The 22,108-nt window shown below is 65.2% G+C and carries 14 protein-coding genes; 5 read left to right on the forward strand and 9 right to left on the reverse strand.

The features are described 5' to 3' along the window. Positions 1–789: 789 nt before the first annotated feature. Entirely contained in the window at positions 790–2,331 is a 1,542-nt protein-coding gene (locus C5N93_RS07840; protein ID WP_242558854.1) for a phospholipase D family protein, read from the forward strand. A gap of 437 nt (positions 2,332–2,768) precedes the next feature. On the opposite strand, the gene C5N93_RS07845 is transcribed toward C5N93_RS07840, so the two are convergent. From C5N93_RS07845 to C5N93_RS07860, 4 genes are all read right to left on the reverse strand, one after another. Continuing rightward, positions 2,769–5,306 carry a TonB-dependent receptor gene (locus C5N93_RS07845; RefSeq protein ID WP_242558855.1) on the reverse strand — a complete coding sequence of 846 codons (2,538 nt, stop codon included), beginning with the start codon at positions 5,304–5,306 and terminating at the stop codon, positions 2,769–2,771. A 231-nt stretch (positions 5,307–5,537) separates the two neighbouring features. Next, the gene (locus tag C5N93_RS07850; protein WP_242558856.1) at positions 5,538–6,554 is read right to left on the reverse strand and encodes a FecR domain-containing protein; all 1,017 of its coding nucleotides are present in this window, start codon (positions 6,552–6,554) and stop codon (positions 5,538–5,540) included. Continuing rightward, entirely contained in the window at positions 6,551–7,066 is a 516-nt protein-coding gene (locus C5N93_RS07855; protein WP_242558857.1) for a sigma-70 family RNA polymerase sigma factor, read from the reverse strand. The genes C5N93_RS07850 and C5N93_RS07855 overlap by 4 nt, the downstream gene beginning before the upstream one ends. 206 nt (positions 7,067–7,272) lie before the next feature. Beyond that, positions 7,273–7,986, reverse strand: coding sequence for a M24 family metallopeptidase (locus C5N93_RS07860; protein WP_069343524.1), 714 nt, complete (start codon positions 7,984–7,986; stop codon positions 7,273–7,275). Between the two features lie 269 nt (positions 7,987–8,255). Between C5N93_RS07860 and C5N93_RS07865 the strand changes: the two genes are divergently transcribed. After that, a complete protein-coding gene (locus C5N93_RS07865; protein ID WP_242558919.1) occupies positions 8,256–9,221 on the forward strand; it encodes a DJ-1/PfpI family protein in 966 nt (321 codons plus the stop codon). Positions 9,222–9,266: 45 nt separating this feature from the next. Here the strand turns inward: C5N93_RS07865 and C5N93_RS07870 are convergent, their stop codons facing one another. The 3 genes from C5N93_RS07870 to C5N93_RS07880 form a co-directional block, all read right to left on the reverse strand. After that, positions 9,267–10,652, reverse strand: a complete 1,386-nt coding sequence (locus tag C5N93_RS07870) for a 2-hydroxycarboxylate transporter family protein (protein ID WP_242558858.1) — start codon at positions 10,650–10,652, stop codon at positions 9,267–9,269. A gap of 56 nt (positions 10,653–10,708) precedes the next feature. Continuing rightward, positions 10,709–12,019 carry a CoA transferase gene (locus C5N93_RS07875; RefSeq protein ID WP_242558859.1) on the reverse strand — a complete coding sequence of 437 codons (1,311 nt, stop codon included), beginning with the start codon at positions 12,017–12,019 and terminating at the stop codon, positions 10,709–10,711. Between the two features lie 68 nt (positions 12,020–12,087). Next, the gene (locus C5N93_RS07880) at positions 12,088–13,005 is read right to left on the reverse strand and encodes a CoA ester lyase (protein WP_242558860.1); all 918 of its coding nucleotides are present in this window, start codon (positions 13,003–13,005) and stop codon (positions 12,088–12,090) included. A gap of 102 nt (positions 13,006–13,107) precedes the next feature. Between C5N93_RS07880 and C5N93_RS07885 the strand changes: the two genes are divergently transcribed. After that, on the forward strand, positions 13,108–13,998 hold the full coding sequence (locus C5N93_RS07885; RefSeq protein ID WP_242558861.1) for a LysR family transcriptional regulator: 891 nt from the start codon (positions 13,108–13,110) through the stop codon (positions 13,996–13,998). Between the two features lie 24 nt (positions 13,999–14,022). On the opposite strand, the gene C5N93_RS07890 is transcribed toward C5N93_RS07885, so the two are convergent. Further along, positions 14,023–15,495: an alpha/beta hydrolase gene (locus C5N93_RS07890; RefSeq protein ID WP_242558862.1), complete on the reverse strand. Its 1,473-nt coding sequence runs from the start codon at positions 15,493–15,495 to the stop codon at positions 14,023–14,025. Positions 15,496–15,529: 34 nt separating this feature from the next. Then, positions 15,530–17,350: an SLC13 family permease gene (locus tag C5N93_RS07895; RefSeq protein ID WP_242558863.1), complete on the reverse strand. Its 1,821-nt coding sequence runs from the start codon at positions 17,348–17,350 to the stop codon at positions 15,530–15,532. Between the two features lie 450 nt (positions 17,351–17,800). Between C5N93_RS07895 and C5N93_RS07900 the strand changes: the two genes are divergently transcribed. Together C5N93_RS07900 and C5N93_RS07905 are read left to right on the forward strand one after the other, a co-directional pair. Beyond that, entirely contained in the window at positions 17,801–18,967 is a 1,167-nt protein-coding gene (locus C5N93_RS07900; RefSeq protein WP_242558864.1) for an efflux RND transporter periplasmic adaptor subunit, read from the forward strand. Next, positions 18,964–22,095: an efflux RND transporter permease subunit gene (locus C5N93_RS07905; protein WP_242558865.1), complete on the forward strand. Its 3,132-nt coding sequence runs from the start codon at positions 18,964–18,966 to the stop codon at positions 22,093–22,095. The genes C5N93_RS07900 and C5N93_RS07905 overlap by 4 nt, the downstream gene beginning before the upstream one ends. Positions 22,096–22,108 lie beyond the last annotated feature (13 nt).

Here is a 22,108-nt window from a genome sequence, read left to right on the forward strand (position 1 = left end):
CAAAGTATGCTGACAAGTTAATTACTTAACTTACCTATTACTATGTGAGCCTCAATAAATTTAAAGCTTATCTGCCGAAGCAGACGCACTATTCATCGAGTGCCCACACTTATCGGTTGTTCAATTTTTAAAGATCAATCGCATCTGACTTCGCTTCGTCGCACACTTACCGCGCCGTCGCTTCGTTTTCTGCGTCGCTGCATCAGCAGCAGAGAAGTGAGATTATGTCGCAGCTTCTCGTCGTCGTCAACAGCTTTTTTCGCTCTTTTCGTTCGTCGCCGTAGCGACTCACAAGCTCCAAAACCACTAACCACCGGGCTTTGCAGCCCGTCGCTTCAACTTCGTCGCTGCTTTCGCTGCGTCGCTGTCGTTGCGAGAGACGAGATATTAGTGAAAACCCCGAACCTTGGCAACCCCCTTTGTGAAAATAATTTGAAAAGGGCAAAAAAAGGCCCGCGTCGTGGGCGGGCCAAGATCCATGAGACAGGACACATGGAGGAGACGGATTCAATGTATCCGGGCTCCCCCCGACGACGCAACGAATGAAATCGCATATGCTTCCTGAAAGCCTGCCTATATGGAAAGGCTGTCCCGGGGTCGATTCCCCCTTCCTCGCGGCTTCTATATATAAGAGCGTTCGAGATGCTCCCTTCGCAGGCCCCCCGCCGCTTTCCCTCTCGCAGCCCTCAAGCGTCGGGGTTACGCGACTCGCCTCGTTGGTATGCCTCTGGATGGCGGCGCCTGGCTTCGCTCATCCCTCTCTTACTAGTCTTCGCTGCCTGTACATCGGTGCGGCCGCCGCCGGAGCCTTCCCAGTGGACGTCTCATACCCCGGCGACGACGCCCGGCGCGCTCGCCTCGGCATTGGCCCCGGCCATTCAGGCGCACGCGGGCCAGTCCGGCTTCCAGTTGCTGGCGACAGGCTCCGCCGCGTTCACCACGCGTCTCGCACTTGTCCAGGCGGCGCAGCATAGTCTCGACGTGCAGTACTACAGCGCGGGCGAAGACATTACCGGCCGGCTGTTATTGCAATCGTTGCTCGACGCCGCCCATCGAGGCGTGCGCGTTCGCATGCTGGTCGACGACATCAATCGCCGTCACACCGATCCGGCCTTCGCCGCGCTCGACCAGAGCCCCAACATCGAGATCCGCGTTTTCAATCCGTTCGGCACGCTCGACACCACGCTGCTCCAGCGCGCCGGGAATCTGCTCACGCAGTTCGATCAGTTGAACCGCCGCATGCACAACAAGGCGCTCGTGGCCGACAACCAACTGGCCATCGTTGGCGGACGTAATCTGGGCGACGAGTATTTCGACGCCAACCCCGACCTCTCCTTCCGCGACTTCGACCTGCTCTGCGCGGGCCCCGTGGTAGAAGCCATCTCCCGCAGCTTCGATCATTTCTGGACCAGCCCGCAGTCCTATCCCCTGAAGCAAGTCCAATCCAAAATCGATAACGAGACGCTGGACGCCACCCGCGACGCCCTCGCCGAGCACTGGCGCAACGCCGACAATGTCCCGGCCGGTCACGAGGCACTCCATCAGCCGCCCCTCGCCGCCAGCCTGCGCGACGGCACGCTCCCCCTCTTCTGGGCGCCGGCAGAACTCGCCGCCGACACCCCCGACAAGCTCGACGCCCCTGCCGCCGAGACAAAAAGCGCGCCCGCGGACAAACTCCGCCAGCTTGCCGCGAAAGCGCAAAACGAAGTCCTGATCATCTCGCCTTACTTCGTGCCGCTCGACGGCGGTGTCCGATTCCTGTCGACGCTGGCACAGCGCGGCGTCAAGGTTCGCGTGTTGACGAACTCCCTCGCGGCGACCGACGTCGTGCCGGTCCACGCTGGCTACGCCCGCTACCGTCCGGCGCTATTGCAGGCGGGTATCGAGTTATATGAGTTCAAGCCGATCCGGAGCGACGACGGCGAGCGTCAGCCCCGCCGGGTGACGTTCGGCGGCTCGTCCCGGGCGAGTCTGCACGGCAAGGCGTACGTGATCGACCGGCGAGACGTCGTACTCGGCTCGTTCAACCTCGACCCGCGCTCGGTACGTCTGAACACCGAGTTGGCGATCGTGATCCACAGTCCTGAATTCGCCGAACGCATGGCACGTATCTTCGAGCGGGCGACGTTGCCCCGCACGAGCTTTCGCGTCGAACTGGCGCCGGCGGGCACCACGCCGCCAACGTCGACGCCACCGACCGTGCCCGCGCTGCGTTGGGTAGGCGAGGAGAACGGTCAGCCGCGAACGTTCGACGTCGAGCCCTACGCCTCCTTCTGGCGTAACGCCGTGGCAGGCGCCTTCACTTTGATGCCGAGTGACGACTTGCTCTGAGTCGTAGCTCGCAGTCATGGGAAATCCGTATCGCCGTCTGCATCATCCATGTACCTCCTGCATCGCCCTCATCGCCGATATCGCGCCAATGAGGTCGCCCATGCAGTGCGCCACCGCTGCGGCAGCCGGCCCATACGCGAGGTCCGCCGGGTGCCGGTGACGAAGGGCGGTGGTTCTCTACGTCTGACACCGATCCCTCATCGTCGGCATCGCCCCAATGAGGTCGCCCATGCAGCGCGCCACCGCTGCGGTAGCCGCCCCGAATAGCGCAAACGACGGCGCAAGCAACGGCCGAAAACGCCCGGCTCAAGACAAAAAACCCGCTTGCGCGGGTTTTTGTAGATTCCGGTGGTCTCACACAAGAGAGGCGGGGTACCTACCTGGTGTCGCCACCGGTATAAGTGCTGGCAATCCGTTTCCACCGACCGCAGCCGCCGTCAGAACTCGAACGTCGCCGACAGCGTTGCCGAGCGTGCATCGCCGATGGCGACGACCGTCTGGCTGACGCTCGACGGGTAATACGTCTTGTTGAACACGTTCTTCACGTTGAGCTGATAGTGGATGGGATGGCGTCCGATCTTGGTGTCGTACGTAGCGAACACGTCGGCGACGAAGTACGCCGGCAGCGTGAAACTGTTCGCCGAATCTCCCGGACGCGACCCGATATATCGCCCGACCGCGCCAAGCCGCAGGTTGCCGCTGCCGTCGCCCAGCACCGGCCCCCAGTCATAGACGCCCGCCAGCGACGCCGTATGTCGCGCCGCATTCACCAGCGTATTGCCCGTATATAGCGGATCGTCGGTGGTCTTCGCGTCGGTGAACGCATAGCTCGCGATCACGTTCCAGCGCTCTCCGATCCGTCCCGACACGTCCAGCTCGACACCCCGCGAGCGCGCCGCACCGGACGTGCGCCAGTCGAGCGTGCTGCTCCCCGGTACCGCCTGCGACACGAGCACGTTGCGCTTGTCGATGTTGAACACGGCCAGCGAACCGCTCAGCCCGTTCGGCATATCCAGCTTCGCGCCCACCTCATACGACTTGGCATGCTCCGGCGGCACGTTAGAGTCGATGACCACGCCCGTCGACAACGGCGCGATGGTGGACGTCGGCTTGAGCGATTCCGAATAACTGCCGTAAAGCGACAGGTAGTCCCGCAACTTATAGACGACACCCGCACGCGGCAGCCACTTCGAATCGCTGATATCGGTATTGGCCTTGAACGGACGGCCCTTACCGGCGATCTGGCTGTACGTCAGCAGGCGAACCCCACCCACGACGATCCATCGATCGGTCACGTGGATGGCGTCCTGAAAGAAGACCGACGCGTCGTGCAGCGTATCGGTCTGATCGCTGTCGCTGGCAGACACCGTCGTCGGGATCACCTCGCAGCCGTAGACCGGATTCAGGTAGGAGAACGTGCACTTCGCCGCCTGACGAATCAGGTCGCGCCGGTAAATGCGCCGATACTCCCAGTCGCCGCCGAACTGCAAATCGTGCCGCATGCCCGCGAGCGTGACTTTACCGTCGAGGTAAGCCGTGCCGAAGCTGTCGGTGCTGTCCGAGCCAAGCGTGCCGTCGTTGCTGCGCGAGACGATACCCGTCTTCGAGTTCACCCCAGTGATACGCAACTGCCCCGCATCGTAGGTCTCGGTGTTGTAGCTATAGCCGAAGTGGGCCTTCCAGTCCGGGTTGAACTGATGATCGACGGTAATCTGCGCCAGATGCGACTGCCCCCGCATCTCGTTGTGCACGTCGTCCAGACGTTCACGCGCCGAGATCGCCAGTGGCCGGTTCGTCGCCGGGTCGAGCGCGGTGCCACGATCGAACGGCGTCAGGAAGTTACGGTATTCATAGGAGGCGACGACCTGCGTGTCGCGTCCGTAATAGGCAAGCGTCGGCGCAACGAGCGTCTCGCGCTGCGAGCCGAAGACGCGCCAGTACTGCTGGTTGTTCTGATCCACGACCAGCCGGTACGCCAGCCCCGAATCGCCGATCGGACCGGTCGTGTCGAGCGTCTCTTCCACGCCGTTCTTGCCGTGGCCGTAGGTCGTGCCGGCAACGCTCACCGCCGTATAAGGCTTGAGCAGCGGACGTTTGCTCACGACGTTGATCACGCCGCCCGGGTCCATGATCCCGTAGAGCAGCGACGTCGGCCCCTTGAGCACTTCGACCGAATCGGCGTTCGCGTTCAGCCCGCGTCCCTGCACGAGCGGCATGCTGTTGTGCATGATAGAGCCGTCGCGGTTGCCGCCGAAGCCGCGTTTGAGCAGCGTGTCCTGCGTACTCGCCAGCGTATTGCCCTGAACAATGCCGCTCACGTTGACCAGCGCGTCGTCCAGCGTACGGGCGCGCTGGTCGGCCAGCACCTGATGCGGCACGACGTTGACGACCTGCGGGATGTCGAGCACCGGCGCGTCGGAGCGAGTGACGTTGGCGTCCACCGGCATGCGGTAAGCGTCTGACCAGGCCTGCGCCCGCACATGCGTGGTCGGCAGCGCGACGTCGCCCGAACCACCACCGGCCGCCATCGTCGCGGCGACGGGCGCCGCCTGCGGGACTAGCGTATAGCCCGCGCCCTGCGGCGATGCCGTCAGCCCCGTGCCCGCCAGCAATTGCCCGAACGCGCGCGGCACATCGAAACGCCCCTGCACGCCGGGGCTTTGACGGCCGGTCGTGAGCGCGGGTGTGTATGTCAGCAGGATGCCGGCCTCCCGGCCGAAGCGCGTAAGCACGGCGTCGAGCGGGCCTGCCGGGATGTCGTAACTGCGGGCGACGGCGGCACTGGCTGTCGTCGCGGGCTGGGCCGCTGTCTGTGCGTGAGCGACGTCGGTCCAGAACGTCGACGCGAACGAGGCGAACGTCAGGGCGACGCCCGCGCAAATGCGGCGTCGATGCCAGCCGGTGGTAGCGGAGCGGGTGCACTGAAGGTGCGGGAAGTCCGGGATGTGCGGCGATTCAGGTAAAGCGACGGCCATGATGATATCTCGTACAGGCAAGAGAGAAGGTTTCACTTCCCTTGTCACGCGAGACCGACGAAACAGCTCACTGACCGTAGAACAATGCGAAAAAAGTTTGTCGTGACCGGCTGTCGACCGATCGAATCATCGCTCAGCCGCTGCGAGCGGCCACCGCACGAGAGCGGGCGAACCCAGTCGGCACACTGCCCGGCACCTGCACCGCACCGTCGGCGGCAACTTCACCCGACATCAGCCCCGTGGCCCGACCGTCACCCAATAGCGCGTGACGGATGCGACCGACACCGGCAATGCGTGCGGCAGCACGCCGAGAATGGCGTCGGTGTCTGCCAGCGGATAGGTGCCGGACACGCGCAGCGACGCCACGGCTGGATCGCAGCGCAGATAGCCGCGACGGTAGCGCGACAGCTCGGCAAGGAAGGCGTCCAGTCGCATGTCGACGGCCACGAACATGCCGTCGGCCCACGCGCCGTCGCCGTCCGCCAGCGGCAGCACCGGGCCGACGCCACCGGCATCGAACTGCGCCTGCTCACCCGCGTGGATGATCTGGACACTGGCCGCGTCGCTGCCTGATACCTTGGGCGTCACGCGCACGGCGCCCTCGAACACCTGCACCGAGACGTTCGCCGCGTCTTCCGTTTGGCGCACCACGAAACGCGTGCCCATCGGCCGGAGCGTGCCGTGCAAGGTCGCCACTTCCAGCGCTCGCGGCGGCACGTGCCCGGTGTCCTTGCCGGTGGTCACCATGATTTCGCCTTCCACGAGCCCGATGCGGCGCACGTCCCCCTCCATCGACAGCCGCACGGCGCTGCGCGTATTGAGGACGAGCGTCGTACCGTCGGCCAGACGCAGCGTGCGCCGCTCGCCCACGCCGGTCCGCGCATCGGCACGCAGCCGCTGGACCGTCAACGGATCGCTCGCCACCCACGTGCCGGCACCGACGAACAACGCACCGGCGATGGCCTTCACCGCCATACGGCGTGCCCGTGAGCGCGGCGCGCGCAACGCGGCCTGCGCGACTGCGGCGCCGAGCGTGCCCGAGACATGCCGCATGCGGGTGTCGGCATTTTCAATATGACGCCATGCGCGCTCGTGCTCCGGATGCGCCTCACGCCAGCGGGCGCACGCCGCGCGTAGCGTATCGGTGGCGTCGCCGCTTTGCAGCGTCACCCACCACTCGACGGCCTGCTGCGCGATCCCGGCGTCGAACGACGAAGCCGGCGACGCCAACGAAGCCGCGCGCGTCATGCCGTCCCCATCGCGAAGAAGCACTGCGTACCCGCCCGCACCAGATGACGCTTCACCGTCGCCAGCGAAATGCCAAGCTCGGCGGCAATCTCGGTATGGGTCAGCCCATCGAGCTGGGCCAGCAGGAACGCACGTTTGACGAGGGGCGGCAGGCCATCGAGACAGCGGTCGATTTCGAGCAGCGTTTCGAGCACGATGGCGCGCTCCTCGGGAGACGGGACGAGGGATTCCGGCTGCTGGGCGAGCGCGTCGAGATAGGCGCGCTCGATCTGTTCACGACGCCAGTAGTTATAGAGCACCCGCTGGGCGACGGTCGTCAGGAACGCGCGCGGCGACGTCAGCACGCCGGGCGGTTCGCGTTCGAGCAGACGAACGAACGTGTCGTGCGCAAGATCGGCAGCGCGGTGAGAGCAGCCGGTCTTGCGGTGCAGCCAGCCATGAAGCCAGCCGTGGTGATCGGTGTAGAGTCCCTGCAACGAAGTGTCGCGTTGCAGTGTGTCGTCGGCGGGCATACGCCCCTCCTGTCCCCGGGCCAGGTGCGGCCGCGAGGCTCAGGCACCGTTTTGCAAATGAGAATCGTTCGCAGTATAGCAAACAAGTCCGGAGCACACGGGGCGGCCTGTCGCCCGTCGTCGCTACGCGTGGTGCGTATGCCACAACGGGCTTCCAGCGGGCCGACGAGTCCGCGGGTACGGATCGACGGCCGACCGACGACAAATCAGTAGTAGCTGTCTTCGAGCAGCATGTCTTCGAAGAACGCGCCGAAGCGGTTCTGCGGATCGCGCAGGTGAATCTCCAGGATCCAGCGCATGGCCGACGGCGTCGTCTCGAAGTCTGCGAGCGAGCCCGTGTGGATGGCCGCGTGCGGGAAGTCCGACACGCGGTGCCCCGGCAAGTCGAAGTTCAGTGTCCAGCCCATGCGACGGGCGACTTCATCCGCGTGGGCGTACAGTGCCTGCCCCGTCGAACCTTCACGCTGCCACTTCTGGCGAACGTCGTGGAACAGCGCCTCGGCGTCGCTGGCGCAGCGTTGGTATTCGGCATGCTCGCCGACGACGAAGCTGGCTCCGCCGTCGCCTTCCCACGCCTCGAAGCGCGGCGCGATGTCGATGAAGAAGATGTCGTGCTCGCCGAGCACCACGCCCGGTTCGGACGGCTGACGCATCGGCTTGAGCGTATTGCTGCCGAAGCGGACCCGCGTCGGGTGCCAGCTCAGTTCGAGACCCGCCGAGACGAGCACGCCTTTGGCCATGACGACGGCGTCTTCTTCGACCATGCCGGGTCGCACGTTGGCCGCGATATCGCGGATCGCGGCGCGGGTCTTGTTACGGGCGGCGAGCATGCCGTCCACGGAGAATGCCGGGCCGACGCGCTCGGCGAGCGAAGCTTCGTCCGGATAGCGGACGGCGGAAGCATTGGCTTGAATCGACATCGATAACCTCACAGGGTGCGCAGTGTTGGGGGGGCGCGACGATCGTTGCCGTCGCTCACAACGATTGTCGAAGCCCCGCGCCCGCACACCGGGCGGCGCCAACGGTCCGATTGCGCCAAGCAGCGGCATCTTCGCGCCAGCCGTCGGCCGAACTGTTGCCGATGCGCCGCTTTCTGCCAAAATGGGTCGCATCGCTGCCAGGGCGACGGTGCGACTGGGCACCGTTCACTCGCCTTTCTGCCGACACCACCGCCTCCCGAATCGCCATGATCCGTAACGTCGCCCTCCTCGTGTTTCCCGGCGTGCAGTCGCTCGATGTGAGCGGCCCGCTCGACGTCTTCGCAGAAGCCAACCGCTTTCTGCTCCCCCGCGATCACTATCAGACGGAAGTCGTCGGCACCCAGCACGGCGCGATTGCCTGCTCGAACGGCATGACGCTGCTGCCGCGCCGTCACTATCAGGATGTGGGCGGGCATGTCGATCTGCTGCTGGTCGCGGGCGGCCCGTCGCTATTGACGGACGACCTTGGCCCGAACGTCTACCGCTGGCTGAACGACATGGTCCCGCGTGCACGACGCTACGGTTCGATCTGCAACGGCGCGCTGATCCTCGCAGCGGCGGGATTGCTCGACGGCAAACGCGTGACCACGCACTGGAACGACGTCGACGTGCTGGCCGAGCGCGCCCCCGGGGCGAACATCGAAGTCGACCGGCTGTTCATTCAGGACGGGAGTCTGTACACCTCGGCGGGCGTCACGGCGGGTATCGATCTGTCGTTGCATCTGCTCGCGCAGGATCACGGACAGGAGGTCGCGCTGAACGTGGCGAAGCGTCTGGTGGTCTTCACGCAGCGCGCCGGCGGACAGTCACAGTTCAGCCCGTATCTGACGCCGTACGCCGAACCGCATTCACCCGTCGCGCAGGTGCAGCAGTATGTGCTGGCGCATCTGGCCGAACCGTTGTCGGTCGGGGATCTGGCGGCGGTGGCGAAGATGAGCGTGCGTAACTTCTCGCGGGTGTTCGCGCGCGATGCGGGCGTGACGCCCGCCGACTTCGTGAGCGCCGCCCGCGTCGACGCAGCACGGGTGATGCTCGAGAACGGCAATGCGCCGCTCAAGACCGTGGCCTGGGAATGCGGCTTCGGCGATCCGCACAACATGCGCAAGGTGTTTCAGCGCCGTTTCGGCGTATCGCCGCAGCAGTACCGCGAGAACTTCGGGCAACCGCAGGGGTAAGGCAAGTCCTGCGGTTTTGTCATCACACGTCAGCGCTTGCCGGACTCACCGGAAGAAGGCGAACGCCGCGAGCGCCAGCATCACGATCAGCGCACCGCCGATACGCGTGGCGATCTGCGCGAACGGCATCAGCTCCATGCGGTTCGCCGCCGTGAGGATGGCCACATCGCCGGTGCCGCCCAGACCGCTATGCGTCGCATTGACGATGGCAGCTTCGACGGGATACATGCCGACCCATTTCGCGACGAAGAATCCGGTCAGCACGAGCGACAGCACCGTCGAGACGGCCGTCACGATGTTGATCCAGTGAAAAGCCGTGACGATCTGGCCCCACGGCGTCATCGCCACGCTGATTGCAAACATCAGCGGATACGTCACCGCCGTCGAGAAGAAGCGGTACATGAAGCGAGCGCCACCACGCACGCTCGGCGAGACGACGTGAAACACCTGCGCGATCACCACGAAGACGAGCATCACCACGGGCGCCGGCCAGTTGAACCACTGGTAGGTCAGCACGCCGAGCAGGTACAGCGCAATCGCCGTGCCGCCGGCGGCCGCCAGACTCGACGCGTCGAAACGCGGCTCGCCGTCGGCGTCGGCCTCCGGCACATCGCCGGCCGGCGTGACCGTGAGTTGGCCATTGCCGGTGAGCGCCGGCTTGCGCGTGCCCAGATAACTCAGCAGGCCCGCCAGACAGATCGCCGAGATGTTGCCGAGCATGGCGGCCGACAGCGCCTGCGCGAAGATCGGTCCCTGATCGACACCGAGGATCTGCGCGTATCCGGCCGAGAGCGGCAGCGCGCCTTCCCCCACACCGCCGGCCATGATCGGCACGACGATGTAGAACAACGCGTGCTTGAATTCGAGGCCGAGCGCCGTGCCCACGGCCGTCCCCACGCAGGCAGCCACGATCGAGCCCCCTGCCAGCGGGATGAAGATCCGCACGAAGCCCTTCACGAGCGTGCGCCGATCCATGCTCAGCACACTGCCCACGATGATCGCGGCGATAAACAGATAGAGGAAGTTCGAACTCTTGGTGAACGTGGTGACGGCCTTGGTCACCGGCGCGGGCATCAGCCCGTAATAGACCATCGCCGACGGGATGAACGCCGCGAAGATCGACGTCGCCCCGATGTGACGCACCCACGGAATGCGCTTGGCCAGCTCGGCGCATGTGAAACCGCCGACGGCGACCAGCGCGATGCCCGTGGGCAGGTCGGCGGCGAGCTTGCCGTTGTGCGTCATGGCGGCGAGGATGGCGATGAGCGCCACATACACCGGAAGCGGCAGCGAGCCGATGCGCACGTCGAAAATGGCCCACCAGCGTTCGCGGGCCGACGGTGTCGATGTCACTGACGCCGCCGGGCTCGATGCCGACGGGGAGTAAGTCGATGCGCTCGCCACCTTGGTGCGCGGCGTTGCGGTTTCCATGAGTCTGTCTCCGTTTATTTCGTTATCTCTGCATGGGGGCAAGTGCGTTCGCTGCGCTACTGCACCGCCTGTGTCGCGCGTAATGCGGCGATGTCGTCGTCGCTCAGGCCCGCATTACGCAACACGTCGTCCGAATGTTGTCCGAACGCGGGTGCCGCGAGCCCTGCCGATGACGATGCGGACGACGCGGCCTGCTGCGCTTCGCCGAATTTGATTGCCTGACGAAACCCGCGATAGCCGCCCACACCGGGATAGGTGTAATGCTGCACCATTGCTTCCGCTTCCACCTGCGGATCGTCGAACATGTCTTCGACGGTGCGTGCCGCAGCGCACGGCACGGCGTCGCCGAAAATCGTCTCCCACTCGCGTGCGCCGTGCGCCTGCAACGCCGCGTGCAGTTGCGGCACGATCTCGTCGCGGTGCGCTGCGCGCTTGCGCACGGAATCGTAACGGGGGTCGGCGGCCAGCGCCGCGAGGCCCGTCTTCTCGCACAACGCCTGCCAGAAGTGCGGCGTGTTGGCGGAGATGTAGAGATAGCCGTCGCGCGTGGGGTGAATGCCGGTGATACCGCCGGAGCGCATGTCGCGCCCCACGTCACGCGGTTCGTCATCCGCCCAGATCAGACGCGCCGACTGCATCGCCAGCGCGCTACGCAACAGCGACACGCCGACGTATTGCCCTTGCCCCGTGCGCTCGCGCGCAAACAAGGCCGACGACACGCCGGCGGCCACCATCGACGCCGCGTAGTAATCCACCACCGAACCGTAAAGGATCTCCGGCGGCCCATCGGCCTTGCCCTGCATGGCGCACATGCCGGTCATCGTCTGGAGGACCTGGTCGTAACCGGCCTTGTCCTTGTTCGGGCCGGTCTCGCCGTAGCCCGTCACTGCGCAATAGATCAGACGCGGGTTCACGTCGCGCAGTTGTTCATAGGCGATACCTAGCCGCGCGGGCACACTCGGGCGGAAGTTGTGGACGAGCACATCTGCCGATGCGACCAGCCGGCGCAGCACGTCGAGCGCCGCCGGTTGCTTGAGGTCGAGCACGAGGCCACGTTTGCCGCGATTTACGCCGAGGAAAGCGCGGCTTTCAGCGGCGAGCGTCGACGGGTATTTGCGCAGGTTGTCGCCTGTGGGCGGTTCGATCTTGATGACGTCGGCCCCCTGATCGGCGAGCAGTGTGCAGCCGTAGGGACCGGCGATGTAGGCGCTCAGATCGAGGACTCGCACACCGGCGAGCGGGCCGGTGCCGCCGGGCGTGTCATTGGTCGGGGCGTTCGTCGGGTCGATGGGTGTTCCCGCTGTGTCCGGAGCACCCGACACAGCGGGAACACCGGGCACTCCGGGCGTTGGGGATTCTCGTTTCATTGCTTGATATCTAGTGCGTTATCACGTCACGCGTTGGCTCGTGCGAGGACGACGGCGTCCCATCCGACTCAGGCGGCCGCGAGCACGTCGCGCTGCGCGTCGTTGAGCAGGCCCATGCGCTGTGCATCGGTCACGAGGGCGCGGGCGCGCTCCAGGAACGGCACGTCGATCATCTTGCCGTCGACGACATAAGCTCCGACGCCATCACGCGATGCCGTGCGCGACGCTTCGAGCACACGCACCGCGTGCGCGATCTCGTCGTCGGACGGACGGAAGACATCGTTGGCGAGCGCGATCTGGCTCGGGTGGATGCAGCTTTTGCCGAGGAAGCCCATCGCGCGTGCGAGTTGAGCTTCGGCGCGAAAGCCCGCCTCGTCCCGGATGTTCGCGAATGCGGAGTCATAGGCGAACACGCCAGCGACCCCGGCCGCCATGCGCAGCGTGAACATCGCCTGCGAGATGGCAGACGTTTCGCGTCGCGCGATACCCAGCGGCTCGAACAGATCGCCCAACCCGAGTTGCAGACCGGCCACGCGCGGATGCGCCGACGCCAGTGCCGCCGCGTTTTGCAGCGCGGTCGGCGATTCGACGTTGAGCAGCAGACGCACAGGCATATGGGTGCTATCGACACCGTTCGCACGCTCGGCACGCTCGATGCATTCGGCGGCGAAATGCACGTCGTCGGCACGCTCGGGTTTCGGCAGATTGATCAGGGCGACGCCGCGCTGGACCACGGCGGCAATGTCGGCTTCGAAGTACGGCGTGTCGATGGCGTTCACCCGAACGATGAGCTGCTTGGGCGGGGTGGCCGATCGGTATTCGGCGGGCAGCGCCACGAGCCAGTCGTGCAGCATTTGACGGGCTTCTGACTTGCGCTCAGGGGTGACGGAATCTTCCAGATCGAACGACAGGGCGTCCGCCGCGCTGGCAAGCGCCTTGGCGAATAGCTCGGGCCGTGCGGCCGGCACGAAGAGTTTGCTTCTCATGTCTCCAGTCCTGCTTTCTTTTCACTGGAAACCAGTCTATGTGTCGCCGGCGTTTAGATAAACTATCTGCATCTATCTTAAAAACATAGGAAATCTACTGTCATGGAGACGGGCTTTCTGGCGAACCTGCTGCTCGTGGTGGATAGCGGATCGATGGCGGAAGCGGCGCGTCGGATCGGCGTGACGCCGGCGGCCGTCGCGCAGCAGGTGCAGGCATTGGAGCGCGAGCTGGGCGTGCCCTTGCTGGTGCGCGCCGGGCGAACGGTCATTCCGACGGAGGCGGGGCACCGCGTCGTCGAAAAGGCTCGGGCGCTGGTGCGCGACGCCGCCGAGCTCAAAGCGGTCGCCCTCACCGACGAGCCATCGGGCGAACTGCGTATCGGCACGATCACCACGGCGCTGCTGAGCTTGCTGCCGGACGCCCTCGCAGGCTTTGCGAAGGCGTTTCCGCAGGCGCAGGTGCTGATCCGCGCTGGCACCTCGATGGAGCTGTACGAGACGTTGCAACGCGGTGACATCGATGTGGCCATCTGTCTGCATCCGCCGTTCGCGCTGCCGAAGGCGTACGACTGGCATCTGCTGCGCGAGGAACCGATCGTGGTGCTCGCACCGAAAGCGCTGGCGGATGTCGATCCGCACACGCTGCTGCAACGCGAGCCGTTCATTCGTTACGACCGGTCGCTGGGCGGCGGCAAACAGGCGGATCAGTATCTGCGTGCGGCGAAGATCGTGCCGCACGAACTGTTCGAGCTGAACTCGTTGATGGCCATCGCGATGATGGTGGATCGCGGGCTGGGGGTGTCGCTCGCACCGGACATCGTCTCACCGCTCACCGTCGGGCTGAACATCGCGCGCCTGCCGTTGCCCGCGCCGGCCGAGCATCGGCGCTTCGGGCTGTTGTGGCATCGCGCGTCGGCGCGAGCGCGGTTGATCAAGGGGTTGATGGAATGCGCGGAACAGGTGGTGATGCGAGACATCAAGCACGCCGGCTGACGACGCAGACCAGGCGGGCACCGGTCACGGCGCGGGCGAACGCGTGGCCTCGTCGACGTATTGCTCCATCAACGGAAAGAATGGATTCGACGACAGCCGCAGGAACGTGTCTGCGCCGATCACCAGAAAGCCAACCTCGCCGCGCACGGACAACGCGCCGAGATGCACACCGAACGACTCCGGTTCATCGGGACGGATACCGTAGAGCGAGTCCGACATCGGAAACGGCAGGGCCACATGCGACAGCGAGAAGATCTCTATCGGGTATTGCAATGCCAGAGGTTTGACAGCGGTGTCGGCACTGCCGGCCTCGGTCACCTGCGCCACCATGTCCGGCGAATCGGCCGTGGCGTTCGTGACGATGGTCGTACGGTAATTGCGTGGCGCAGGCGGTAGCAGCCGGAGCATGGCATCCGAGGCGGCGGCCCGGAAGAACGGCACCATCTTGGCCGAACGATTGATGTCGAACAGCACCAGTTCGCTGCCGTTGGCAGGCAGGCGCTGATACAGCGCGCTCACCACCGCACGGGTGCTGACCGTGAAGTCGAGTACCGAATGGAACGTGAGCACCGGTGGCAGCGTGCCGAGCTTGCCCTGACGGGACATGTCGACAATCTGCGATTGCAGGGCGCGTGTCAGCCGGTATGACTGCCGTGCCCCGTTGACCGGGAACGAGTTGTATTTGAACGGATTGAACTCGGGCACGATGCCGAGCCACGCCGCCTTGGCGAAGGGCGGCAGATAGGCCGGCAGCGCCGCGAGCCCGGCAAAACGGGCGAAGGCGGTGATGCCGATCATCGGGGAAATCAGGATCAGCCGGTCTGGCCGCGCGAGCCGGGTGTCGTCGATGGCATCCAGCGCGTACTTCATGGCGAGCGCCCCGCCATTGGAAAAGCCGACGATATGCAGCGGCAACGGTGCGGGGACGAGCGTGCGTGCCTCGCGCACCGCCAGACGCGTGGCGGCGGCCCAATCCTCCCATGCGACATCGGACAGACCCGACGGCACCGTGCCGTGCCCCGGCAGGCGTACCGCGACGACCGCAAAACCATCACGCTGATAGCGACGGCCGATGTGCCGCAGGCTGTAGGGCGAATCCGTCAGTCCGTGCAGCAGCACGACCACCCCGCGCGGCGCACCCGCCGGCATCAGCGTATAGGAGCGGTTCCAGTCCTGCTGAAAATGCTCGGGGTAGATCGGACTGTCGGGGTTGTAGCGGTTGCTCGGCACCCGCGCCTCGACGGGCAACTGATCACTGACGTGTGTGCGCACGTCGTCGAACACGACACCTTCATGCGCCAGATACTGCGCCCATGTCGCGTGATCGATATCGTGCTCATGCCAGTCCGGCGGCACGTAGGTATGCCAGAGCGACAACGCCGGTCCGCGTTGCGTTTCGTAGATGCGCAAGGCGAGGAATGTCGCCAGCACGAGCAGCAGGCCGATCAGGCCCCGCTTGCTCCACTTTCTTACGACGCCAGGCAGTTTGCTATCCATGACGGCAATCTTCCTTTGTCCCGCCGGGAACGAATCAAGCCGGCCAGAAGACCGGCACGAGCACCACGCAGATCACACCGGCCGCCAGCGTGATCGGCACGCCGATCCTGACGAAATCCCGGAAGGTGTAACCGCCTGCGCTGCTGATCAGTGCGTTGACGGGCGTGGCGATGGGCGAAATATAAGCGGCCGAAGCGGCGATCGCGACCGTCATCGTGAACGGTGCGGGCGGCATATGCAGATGCTCGGCCATGGTGATGGCGACCGGTGTCATCAGCACCGCCGTGGGCGTGCTCGACACCACCGTGCCGAAAATCACCGTCAACGCGAAGACAGCGCCCAGCATACTGTGGATGCCCCACTCGCTCGCCACGTAGACGAGCCCGTCGGCCACCATGTCGATGCCACCGGTGCGTTGCAATGCGATGGCGAACGGCAGCATGCCGACGATCAGCACGATGCTGCGCCAGTGAATGGCGCGGTACGCGCTTTCCCAGTTCACACAGCCGAAAAGGCCCATCAGCAGCGCCCCGGTCAGGCCCGCGAATAGATTCGGAATGCCCGGCATCATGAACATCGCCACCATCAGTGCCGTGCACAGCATGGCCTCGATCGCCCTGTGCGGTGCCGGCACGGTCGACTCGCTCTCGATCGGCATGGCTAAGCAGACCAGGTCATGTTCGATCGATTGCAGCGTGAAGATGCTGTCCCACGGGCCGACCACCAGCAGCGTGTCGCCGACCTTGAGCGGCGTCGACTGCAACCCCTCGGCGACCGGCCCGCCGGCCCGGCGCAGCCCGACGATCGTGACCCCATAGCGCCGCAACGCCGAATTGCGCGCGATGCCGCCCACGAGTCCCGAGTCCGGCGGCACGATGACCTCGGCCATGCCGACTTCGTGCGTCTGATCCATGAAATAGGCGCCGGACAGCGTCGTTTGCGCCAGCCGGTAGCGCGCGCAGAGGGTCGGCACGTCGAAGGCCTCGGCATCCGCGTCGAGCAACAGGATGTCGCCACCGGCGAGTACCGTGTCGGCATGGCCGAGCAGGACATTGGCGCCCATCGGCGTGCGTCGCTCTACGGCGACCACATGGGCACCGTAGTCGTCGGCCAGATCGATGTCGTTGAGCGACCGGCCGATCAGCGGTGAGCTCGACCCCAGCCGCAGCCAGTGCGCGCGCCCCCGCAGCGAATAGCGCTCGATCCAGTCGCGCATGGTCGGGCGCGGCAGGCTGGCGGCAGGGGTCGGGCCGCGCAGCCAGCGGCTGGCGAACACCATGTAACCGATGGCGACGGCGAGCATCGGTGCGCCGACACGCGTGATGTCGAAGAGCCCGAACGCCGGGTACCCGCGGTACACCATGGCGCTGTTGACGACCAGGTTCGAGGTCGTGGCGACCAGCGTGAGCATGCCGCTCGTCAGCGCGGCCACGCCCACCGGCATGATGAGCCGGGCGTGTGGAATCTCCGCCTTGCGGGCGATGTTCAGCACGATCGGGATGAAGATGGCGACGATGGCCGTGGAACTCATGAACGAGCCCATCAACGCCACCATGAGCATGAGCAATGCCACGAGCCGGCGCTCGCTCTTGCCGCCATGGCGAATCAGAAAATCGCCGACACGGTGCGCGATGCCGGTGCGCACGAGCCCGTCGCCAATGATGAACAGCGACGCGATGAGAATGATGTTGGGGTCCGAAAAACCGGCGACGGCCTCCGGCAGGGTGACGATGCCCAGTGTGGGCAGCAGGATGATCATGATCAGCGCCACGGCGTCCGCGCGGGGACGTCCCACGACGAACATGACGATGGCGCTGAGCAGCAAGCCGATGGTGAGCAGAAGATCGGTGGACACTGGACGGTGTTGGGAGCGACACGTTCGGAATCCTTCGTCAGCCGATTCTATAGCATCGACTCCCCGGACTGGCGAGGACATTGTGCAACGTTGTCTGAAGGTTCGTTCCGGAGACCGGAACCCCAATGCACCCACGCCACACCTTCCCACACTGGCATGCATCGCGCCGATGCTCGCTATCACCAGTAATAAAAATTACTGCGTGCATCATCGCGCACGACTGTCACCAATCCTGCGCTCGTTTTCGAATAGACTGAATCGCAGGACTTCGGAGTGCCCCGCATGATCGCCCGAACGTGGCCCAAACGTGGTGCATCCTCTGACTTTGCGGCAATCGTCATCGACGTCTTTCCACACCGGCCACATCCCGTTGGCCGAGCACCATCGTAGTAGCGACTTCTGTGCGACACGTTCCGGGACTTCACGCAGGTCCCGACTTAGGAGTTTGTCATGCCGGCGAATCGCCTCGATACGACATCTTCGCCCCGCCTTCCACAGGCCTTCAACCTTCGCACGATCCGCCTTCTCACCGGTTGCTTCTGCCTGACGCTGCTCGCAAGCTGCGGCCAGCGGGACAAGCCACCGGCCGAAGCCATCGCCCGTCCGGTCAAGGTGTTCACGGTGACGGATGGCGATGCTGCATCGCTGCGCGAATTCTCCGGACGGGTCGAGCGCACGAATGTCTCGCCGCTGGCATTCCAGGTGCCCGGACGCGTCGTCGAGATTCTCGTTCTCGACGGTCGACGTGTCGTGAAGGGCCAACTGCTGGCGAGGCTCGACGCGGAACCGTTCGAACTCCAGCTCCGGCGCGCCGAAGCGCAGTACGTCCAACTGTCCGGCGACGTACAACGCAAAGCGGTACTGCATTCGGACGGCATTCTGTCGGACGGTGCCTTCGAACAACTCAAAAGCGCACTCGTTGCCGCCGGCGTCGCCCGCGATCTGGCCCGGCGCGACCTGCGCAACACGCAGCTCGTCGCACCGTTCGACGGCCGCGTCCTGCAACGCAATGTCGAAACGGAACAGACCGTGCAGGCCGGTGCACCGGCCATGAGCTTCGAATCGCTCAACCGCGCCGATATCGGTATCGAACTGCCCCAGAGCCTCGTCGAACGCCTGCCGCTCAATGCGTCGCTGCACGCGCAGGCATGGACGACGGATCGCCCAGAGGAACGCATCGAGCTCAGGTATCGCGAGTCATCCGTCTCAGCGGGCCCGCAAGGCGCATCGTATCGACTGATCTTTGCGGTGGCGTCTCGCGTGCCCGAGCGGTTGCTGCCGGGCATGGCGGTGCGCGTTCGATTGACGACGCCCTTCCCCGCCGCCGCCGCCACGCCTGCGTCGGCTTCTGCCTCCACCGCTACCGCCGCAACAGCGCAGACTACGCTGCCGTTCGCCGCGCTAGCCGCCGCGCCCGACGGCACGCACCGCGTGTGGCGCGTGCAAGGCCCGGAGCACCGCGTGCATGCCGTCACGGTTCAACCACGCGAAATTCACGATGCCGACGGCACCGTCGCCGTCACCGGCGCACTTGCCCCCGGCGACATGATCGTGGCCGCCGGTGTGAATCAACTGAAGGAAGGAGACGCCGTCCGGCCGCTGGGAGCCTCGCGATGAATCTCGCTCGCCCTTTGATCGAACGGCCGCTGATCGCATCGATGATCGCGCTGGCCTGTCTGCTCGGCGGCCTGTTCGCCTACGTCAACATCGGTCGGCTGGAAGACCCGAAATTCACGATCAAGTCTGCCATGGTCGTGACGACGTTTCCCGGCGCCAGTGCCGCCGACGTCGAACGTCAAATCACCGACCCGCTGGAAAGCTCCATCCAGCAAATGGAGCAGATCGACGTGGTGACGTCGCGCTCGTTGCCCGGCTACTCCGAGATTCGCGTCAACATTCGCGACACCTACACGACCCAGCAACTGCCCCAGGTATGGGACGAGTTGCGGCGCTCGGTCGGCGACGTCCAGCCCCGGCTGCCTGCGGGCGCGGGCCCGTCCGTCGTCCTGGACCGCTTTGGCGACGTCTACGGCATGTTCTACTCGCTCACAGGCGAGGGCTATACCGATGCGGAACGCTTCGCCTATGCCCGCGAACTGCGCCGCCAGTTGCTCACGATGCCGGACGTATCGGACGTCGTGATCGGCGGCAACCAGACCGAACAGGTCCGGGTGGACGTGCCGCAATCCTCGCTGATCGCCGCGAATCTGTCGTCCGACGACATCGCGCAGGCCCTCGCACTGCAAGGCGAAACGCGAACCGCCGGACGCCTGCGCGTGGCGGGCACCGATGTGCGCATCGCGCCTACCGGGCAGATCAACTCGGTGGCCGATGTCGCTGCGCTGCCCGTGGGCGCCACCGCCGGTCCGATCCAACTCGGGGATATCGCCCGCGTATCGGCCGGCTACGCCAGCGTGCCCACGCAACTGATTCGTTACGACGGCAAGCCGGCACTGACCATCGGCATCAGCGCACGGGCCAACGTCAACGTCGTGAAGGTCGGCCAGGACGTGAAAGCGAAGCTGGACGAACTGACGCGCGACCGCCCCATCGGCATGGAACTGCACACGCTCTATGACCAGCCCGACATCGTCGACGCCAGCGTCAAGGGCTTCATGTTCGACGTGTTCCTGTCGGTAGTGATCGTCGGTGTGGCGCTCGGCATCGGTCTGGGCTGGCGGGCCGGCGTGATCCTGAGCGCGGAACTGCTGCTCTCGATCCTGGGCACGCTGGCCATCATGTATGCCGCCGGCATCGAGCTGGAGCGCATCTCCCTCGGCGCGCTGATCATCGTCATGGGCATGCTCACCGACAACACGATCGTCGTTTGCGAAGGCATGCTCGTGCAGGTCGAGCGCGGCAAGTCGCACATCGAAGCCGCCGGCGACGTCCTGCGTCAGCAGCAGTGGGTGCTGCTGGCCTCGACGATCGTGGGCATTCTCGCGTTCTCCGGCATTGGCCTGTCGCCGGACGCCGTCGGCGAATTCTGTTTCTCGCTGTTCGCCGTGGCCGCCATCTCGCTGCTGCTCAGTTGGGTGATCGCGGTGGCGCTCACGCCGCTGTTCGGCAAATATCTGTTCAAGCTGAAACCCAGACCCGCATCCGGCGCCGACGCCACCGCACACGACACGTCGGAATATGGCGGCGCCGTCTACACGCGCTATCGCCGCGTACTCACGTGGGTCATTCCGCGTCGCGCGGCGGCCATTGGCGGGCTGATCGTGCTCACGGCGCTGGGTATCTTCGGTTTCCGCTACGTCGAACAGAGCTTCTTCCCGCAGTCGACCACGCCGATGTTCTACGTCGACATGCGCCTCCCGCGTGGCACCGATATCCGCACGACCTCCGATCGCGCAGCCGCCGTCGAGCGCGCGCTGCTCCGCCGCAAGGGTGTCGAGAACGTTGCCACTTACGTCGGCAGCGGCGCCACGCGCTTCGTGCTGGTCTACGAACCAGAGGCGCGCGATCCGGGCTATGCCCAGTTCATCGTGCAGGTCAAACACGCTGGCGACATCGACGGCATGGCGCCGGATATTCTCTCCTCGTTGCGGGCCGATCACCCCGAAGCGCAGTGGACCGTCTCACGGCCGAGCTTCGGGCCGGGTGGCGGCACGCCGATCCAGGTGCGCCTGCAAGGCCCCGATCCTGCCGTGCTGCGTCAGCTTGGCGACAAGGTCAGTCACGCCCTGCTCGCCGATAACGATATCGATGGCGTTCGCGACGACTGGGAGCAGCCGATCGAAGTCCTGCGCCCGCTGTTCGATGAGTCCCGCGCGCGCGCCGCCGGGGTCACGCGCCGGCAGTTCGGCGACGTACTGGCCTACGCCACCGATGGCCTGACGACCGGCGTGTTCCGCGAGGAAGATCAGATCATCCCGATCGTGCTCGCCGAGCCGAACGCCGTGCGCGGCACCGATCGCCTGCGTAACCTGCAAGTGTTCAGCGCCACGCAACGCCGTTACGTCCCCATTGGCGATGTCACGGACGGCTTCTCGATCCGCACCGAGGAAGGCGGTTTTGCCCGCCGCGAGCGCATTCGAACGCTGACGGTGTTCGCAGGCGTCAAATACGGTCACAACAGCGTGGCGGCCTTCGAGCGCATTCGCGGCCCGGTCGAAGGCATCTCGCTGCCGCCCGGCTATCACATGGAATGGGGCGGCGAGCATGAGTCGTCGTCGAAGGCGCAGGCAAGCCTCTTCCGGCAACTGCCGATGGGGTTTCTCGCCATGATCCTGATCGTGCTGTTCATGTTCCGCCGCGTGAAGTCCGCGCTGGTGGTGCTGTTCGTCGTACCGATGGGCATCATTGGCGTCACCTTCGGCCTGACGGTGTTCCGCGGCACGTTCGGCTTCATGTCGTTGCTCGGCCTATTGAGTCTGGTCGGCATGATGATCAAGAACGGCGTGGTGCTGGTACAGGAAATCGACCATCAGGTGGAAACGGGCGTCGCCCCGTACGATGCGATCGTCGATGGGGCCATGAGCCGTCTGCGCCCGGTGGCGCTGGCGGCCGGCACGACCATTCTCGGCATGGTGCCGCTACTGTGGGACCCGTTCTTCAAGGACATGGCGATCACAATGATGTCAGGGCTGGCCTTCGCCACGGTGCTGACCATGGTGGCCGTACCGGCGCTTTACGCACTGCTCATGAAGGTACGCGCAAACCCCGGCGCCGCCCCCGCGGGCGACCCTCGGAGCGGCGAGATTCCCCCCGCGAGCGCAGGAGGTCAGCATGCGGATGCCTGATCGATCACGTTGT

This window comes from Pandoraea sp. LA3 (assembly GCF_022696215.1).
In the GTDB taxonomy this organism is placed as follows: Bacteria; Pseudomonadota; Gammaproteobacteria; order Burkholderiales; family Burkholderiaceae; genus Pandoraea; species Pandoraea capi.

Coding starts and splice junctions, on each gene's coding strand:
- C5N93_RS07845 (WP_242558855.1), bottom strand. CDS start 5,306: ATGGCCGTCGCTTTACCTGAATCGCCGCACATCCCGGACTTCCCGCAC.
- C5N93_RS07850 (WP_242558856.1), bottom strand. CDS start 6,554: ATGACGCGCGCGGCTTCGTTGGCGTCGCCGGCTTCGTCGTTCGACGCC.
- C5N93_RS07855 (WP_242558857.1), bottom strand. CDS start 7,066: ATGCCCGCCGACGACACACTGCAACGCGACACTTCGTTGCAGGGACTC.
- C5N93_RS07860 (WP_069343524.1), bottom strand. CDS start 7,986: ATGTCGATTCAAGCCAATGCTTCCGCCGTCCGCTATCCGGACGAAGCT.
- C5N93_RS07870 (WP_242558858.1), bottom strand. CDS start 10,652: ATGGAAACCGCAACGCCGCGCACCAAGGTGGCGAGCGCATCGACTTAC.
- C5N93_RS07875 (WP_242558859.1), bottom strand. CDS start 12,019: ATGAAACGAGAATCCCCAACGCCCGGAGTGCCCGGTGTTCCCGCTGTG.
- C5N93_RS07880 (WP_242558860.1), bottom strand. CDS start 13,005: ATGAGAAGCAAACTCTTCGTGCCGGCCGCACGGCCCGAGCTATTCGCC.
- C5N93_RS07885 (WP_242558861.1), top strand. CDS start 13,108: ATGGAGACGGGCTTTCTGGCGAACCTGCTGCTCGTGGTGGATAGCGGA.
- C5N93_RS07890 (WP_242558862.1), bottom strand. CDS start 15,495: ATGGATAGCAAACTGCCTGGCGTCGTAAGAAAGTGGAGCAAGCGGGGC.
- C5N93_RS07900 (WP_242558864.1), top strand. CDS start 17,801: ATGCCGGCGAATCGCCTCGATACGACATCTTCGCCCCGCCTTCCACAG.
- C5N93_RS07905 (WP_242558865.1), top strand. CDS start 18,964: ATGAATCTCGCTCGCCCTTTGATCGAACGGCCGCTGATCGCATCGATG.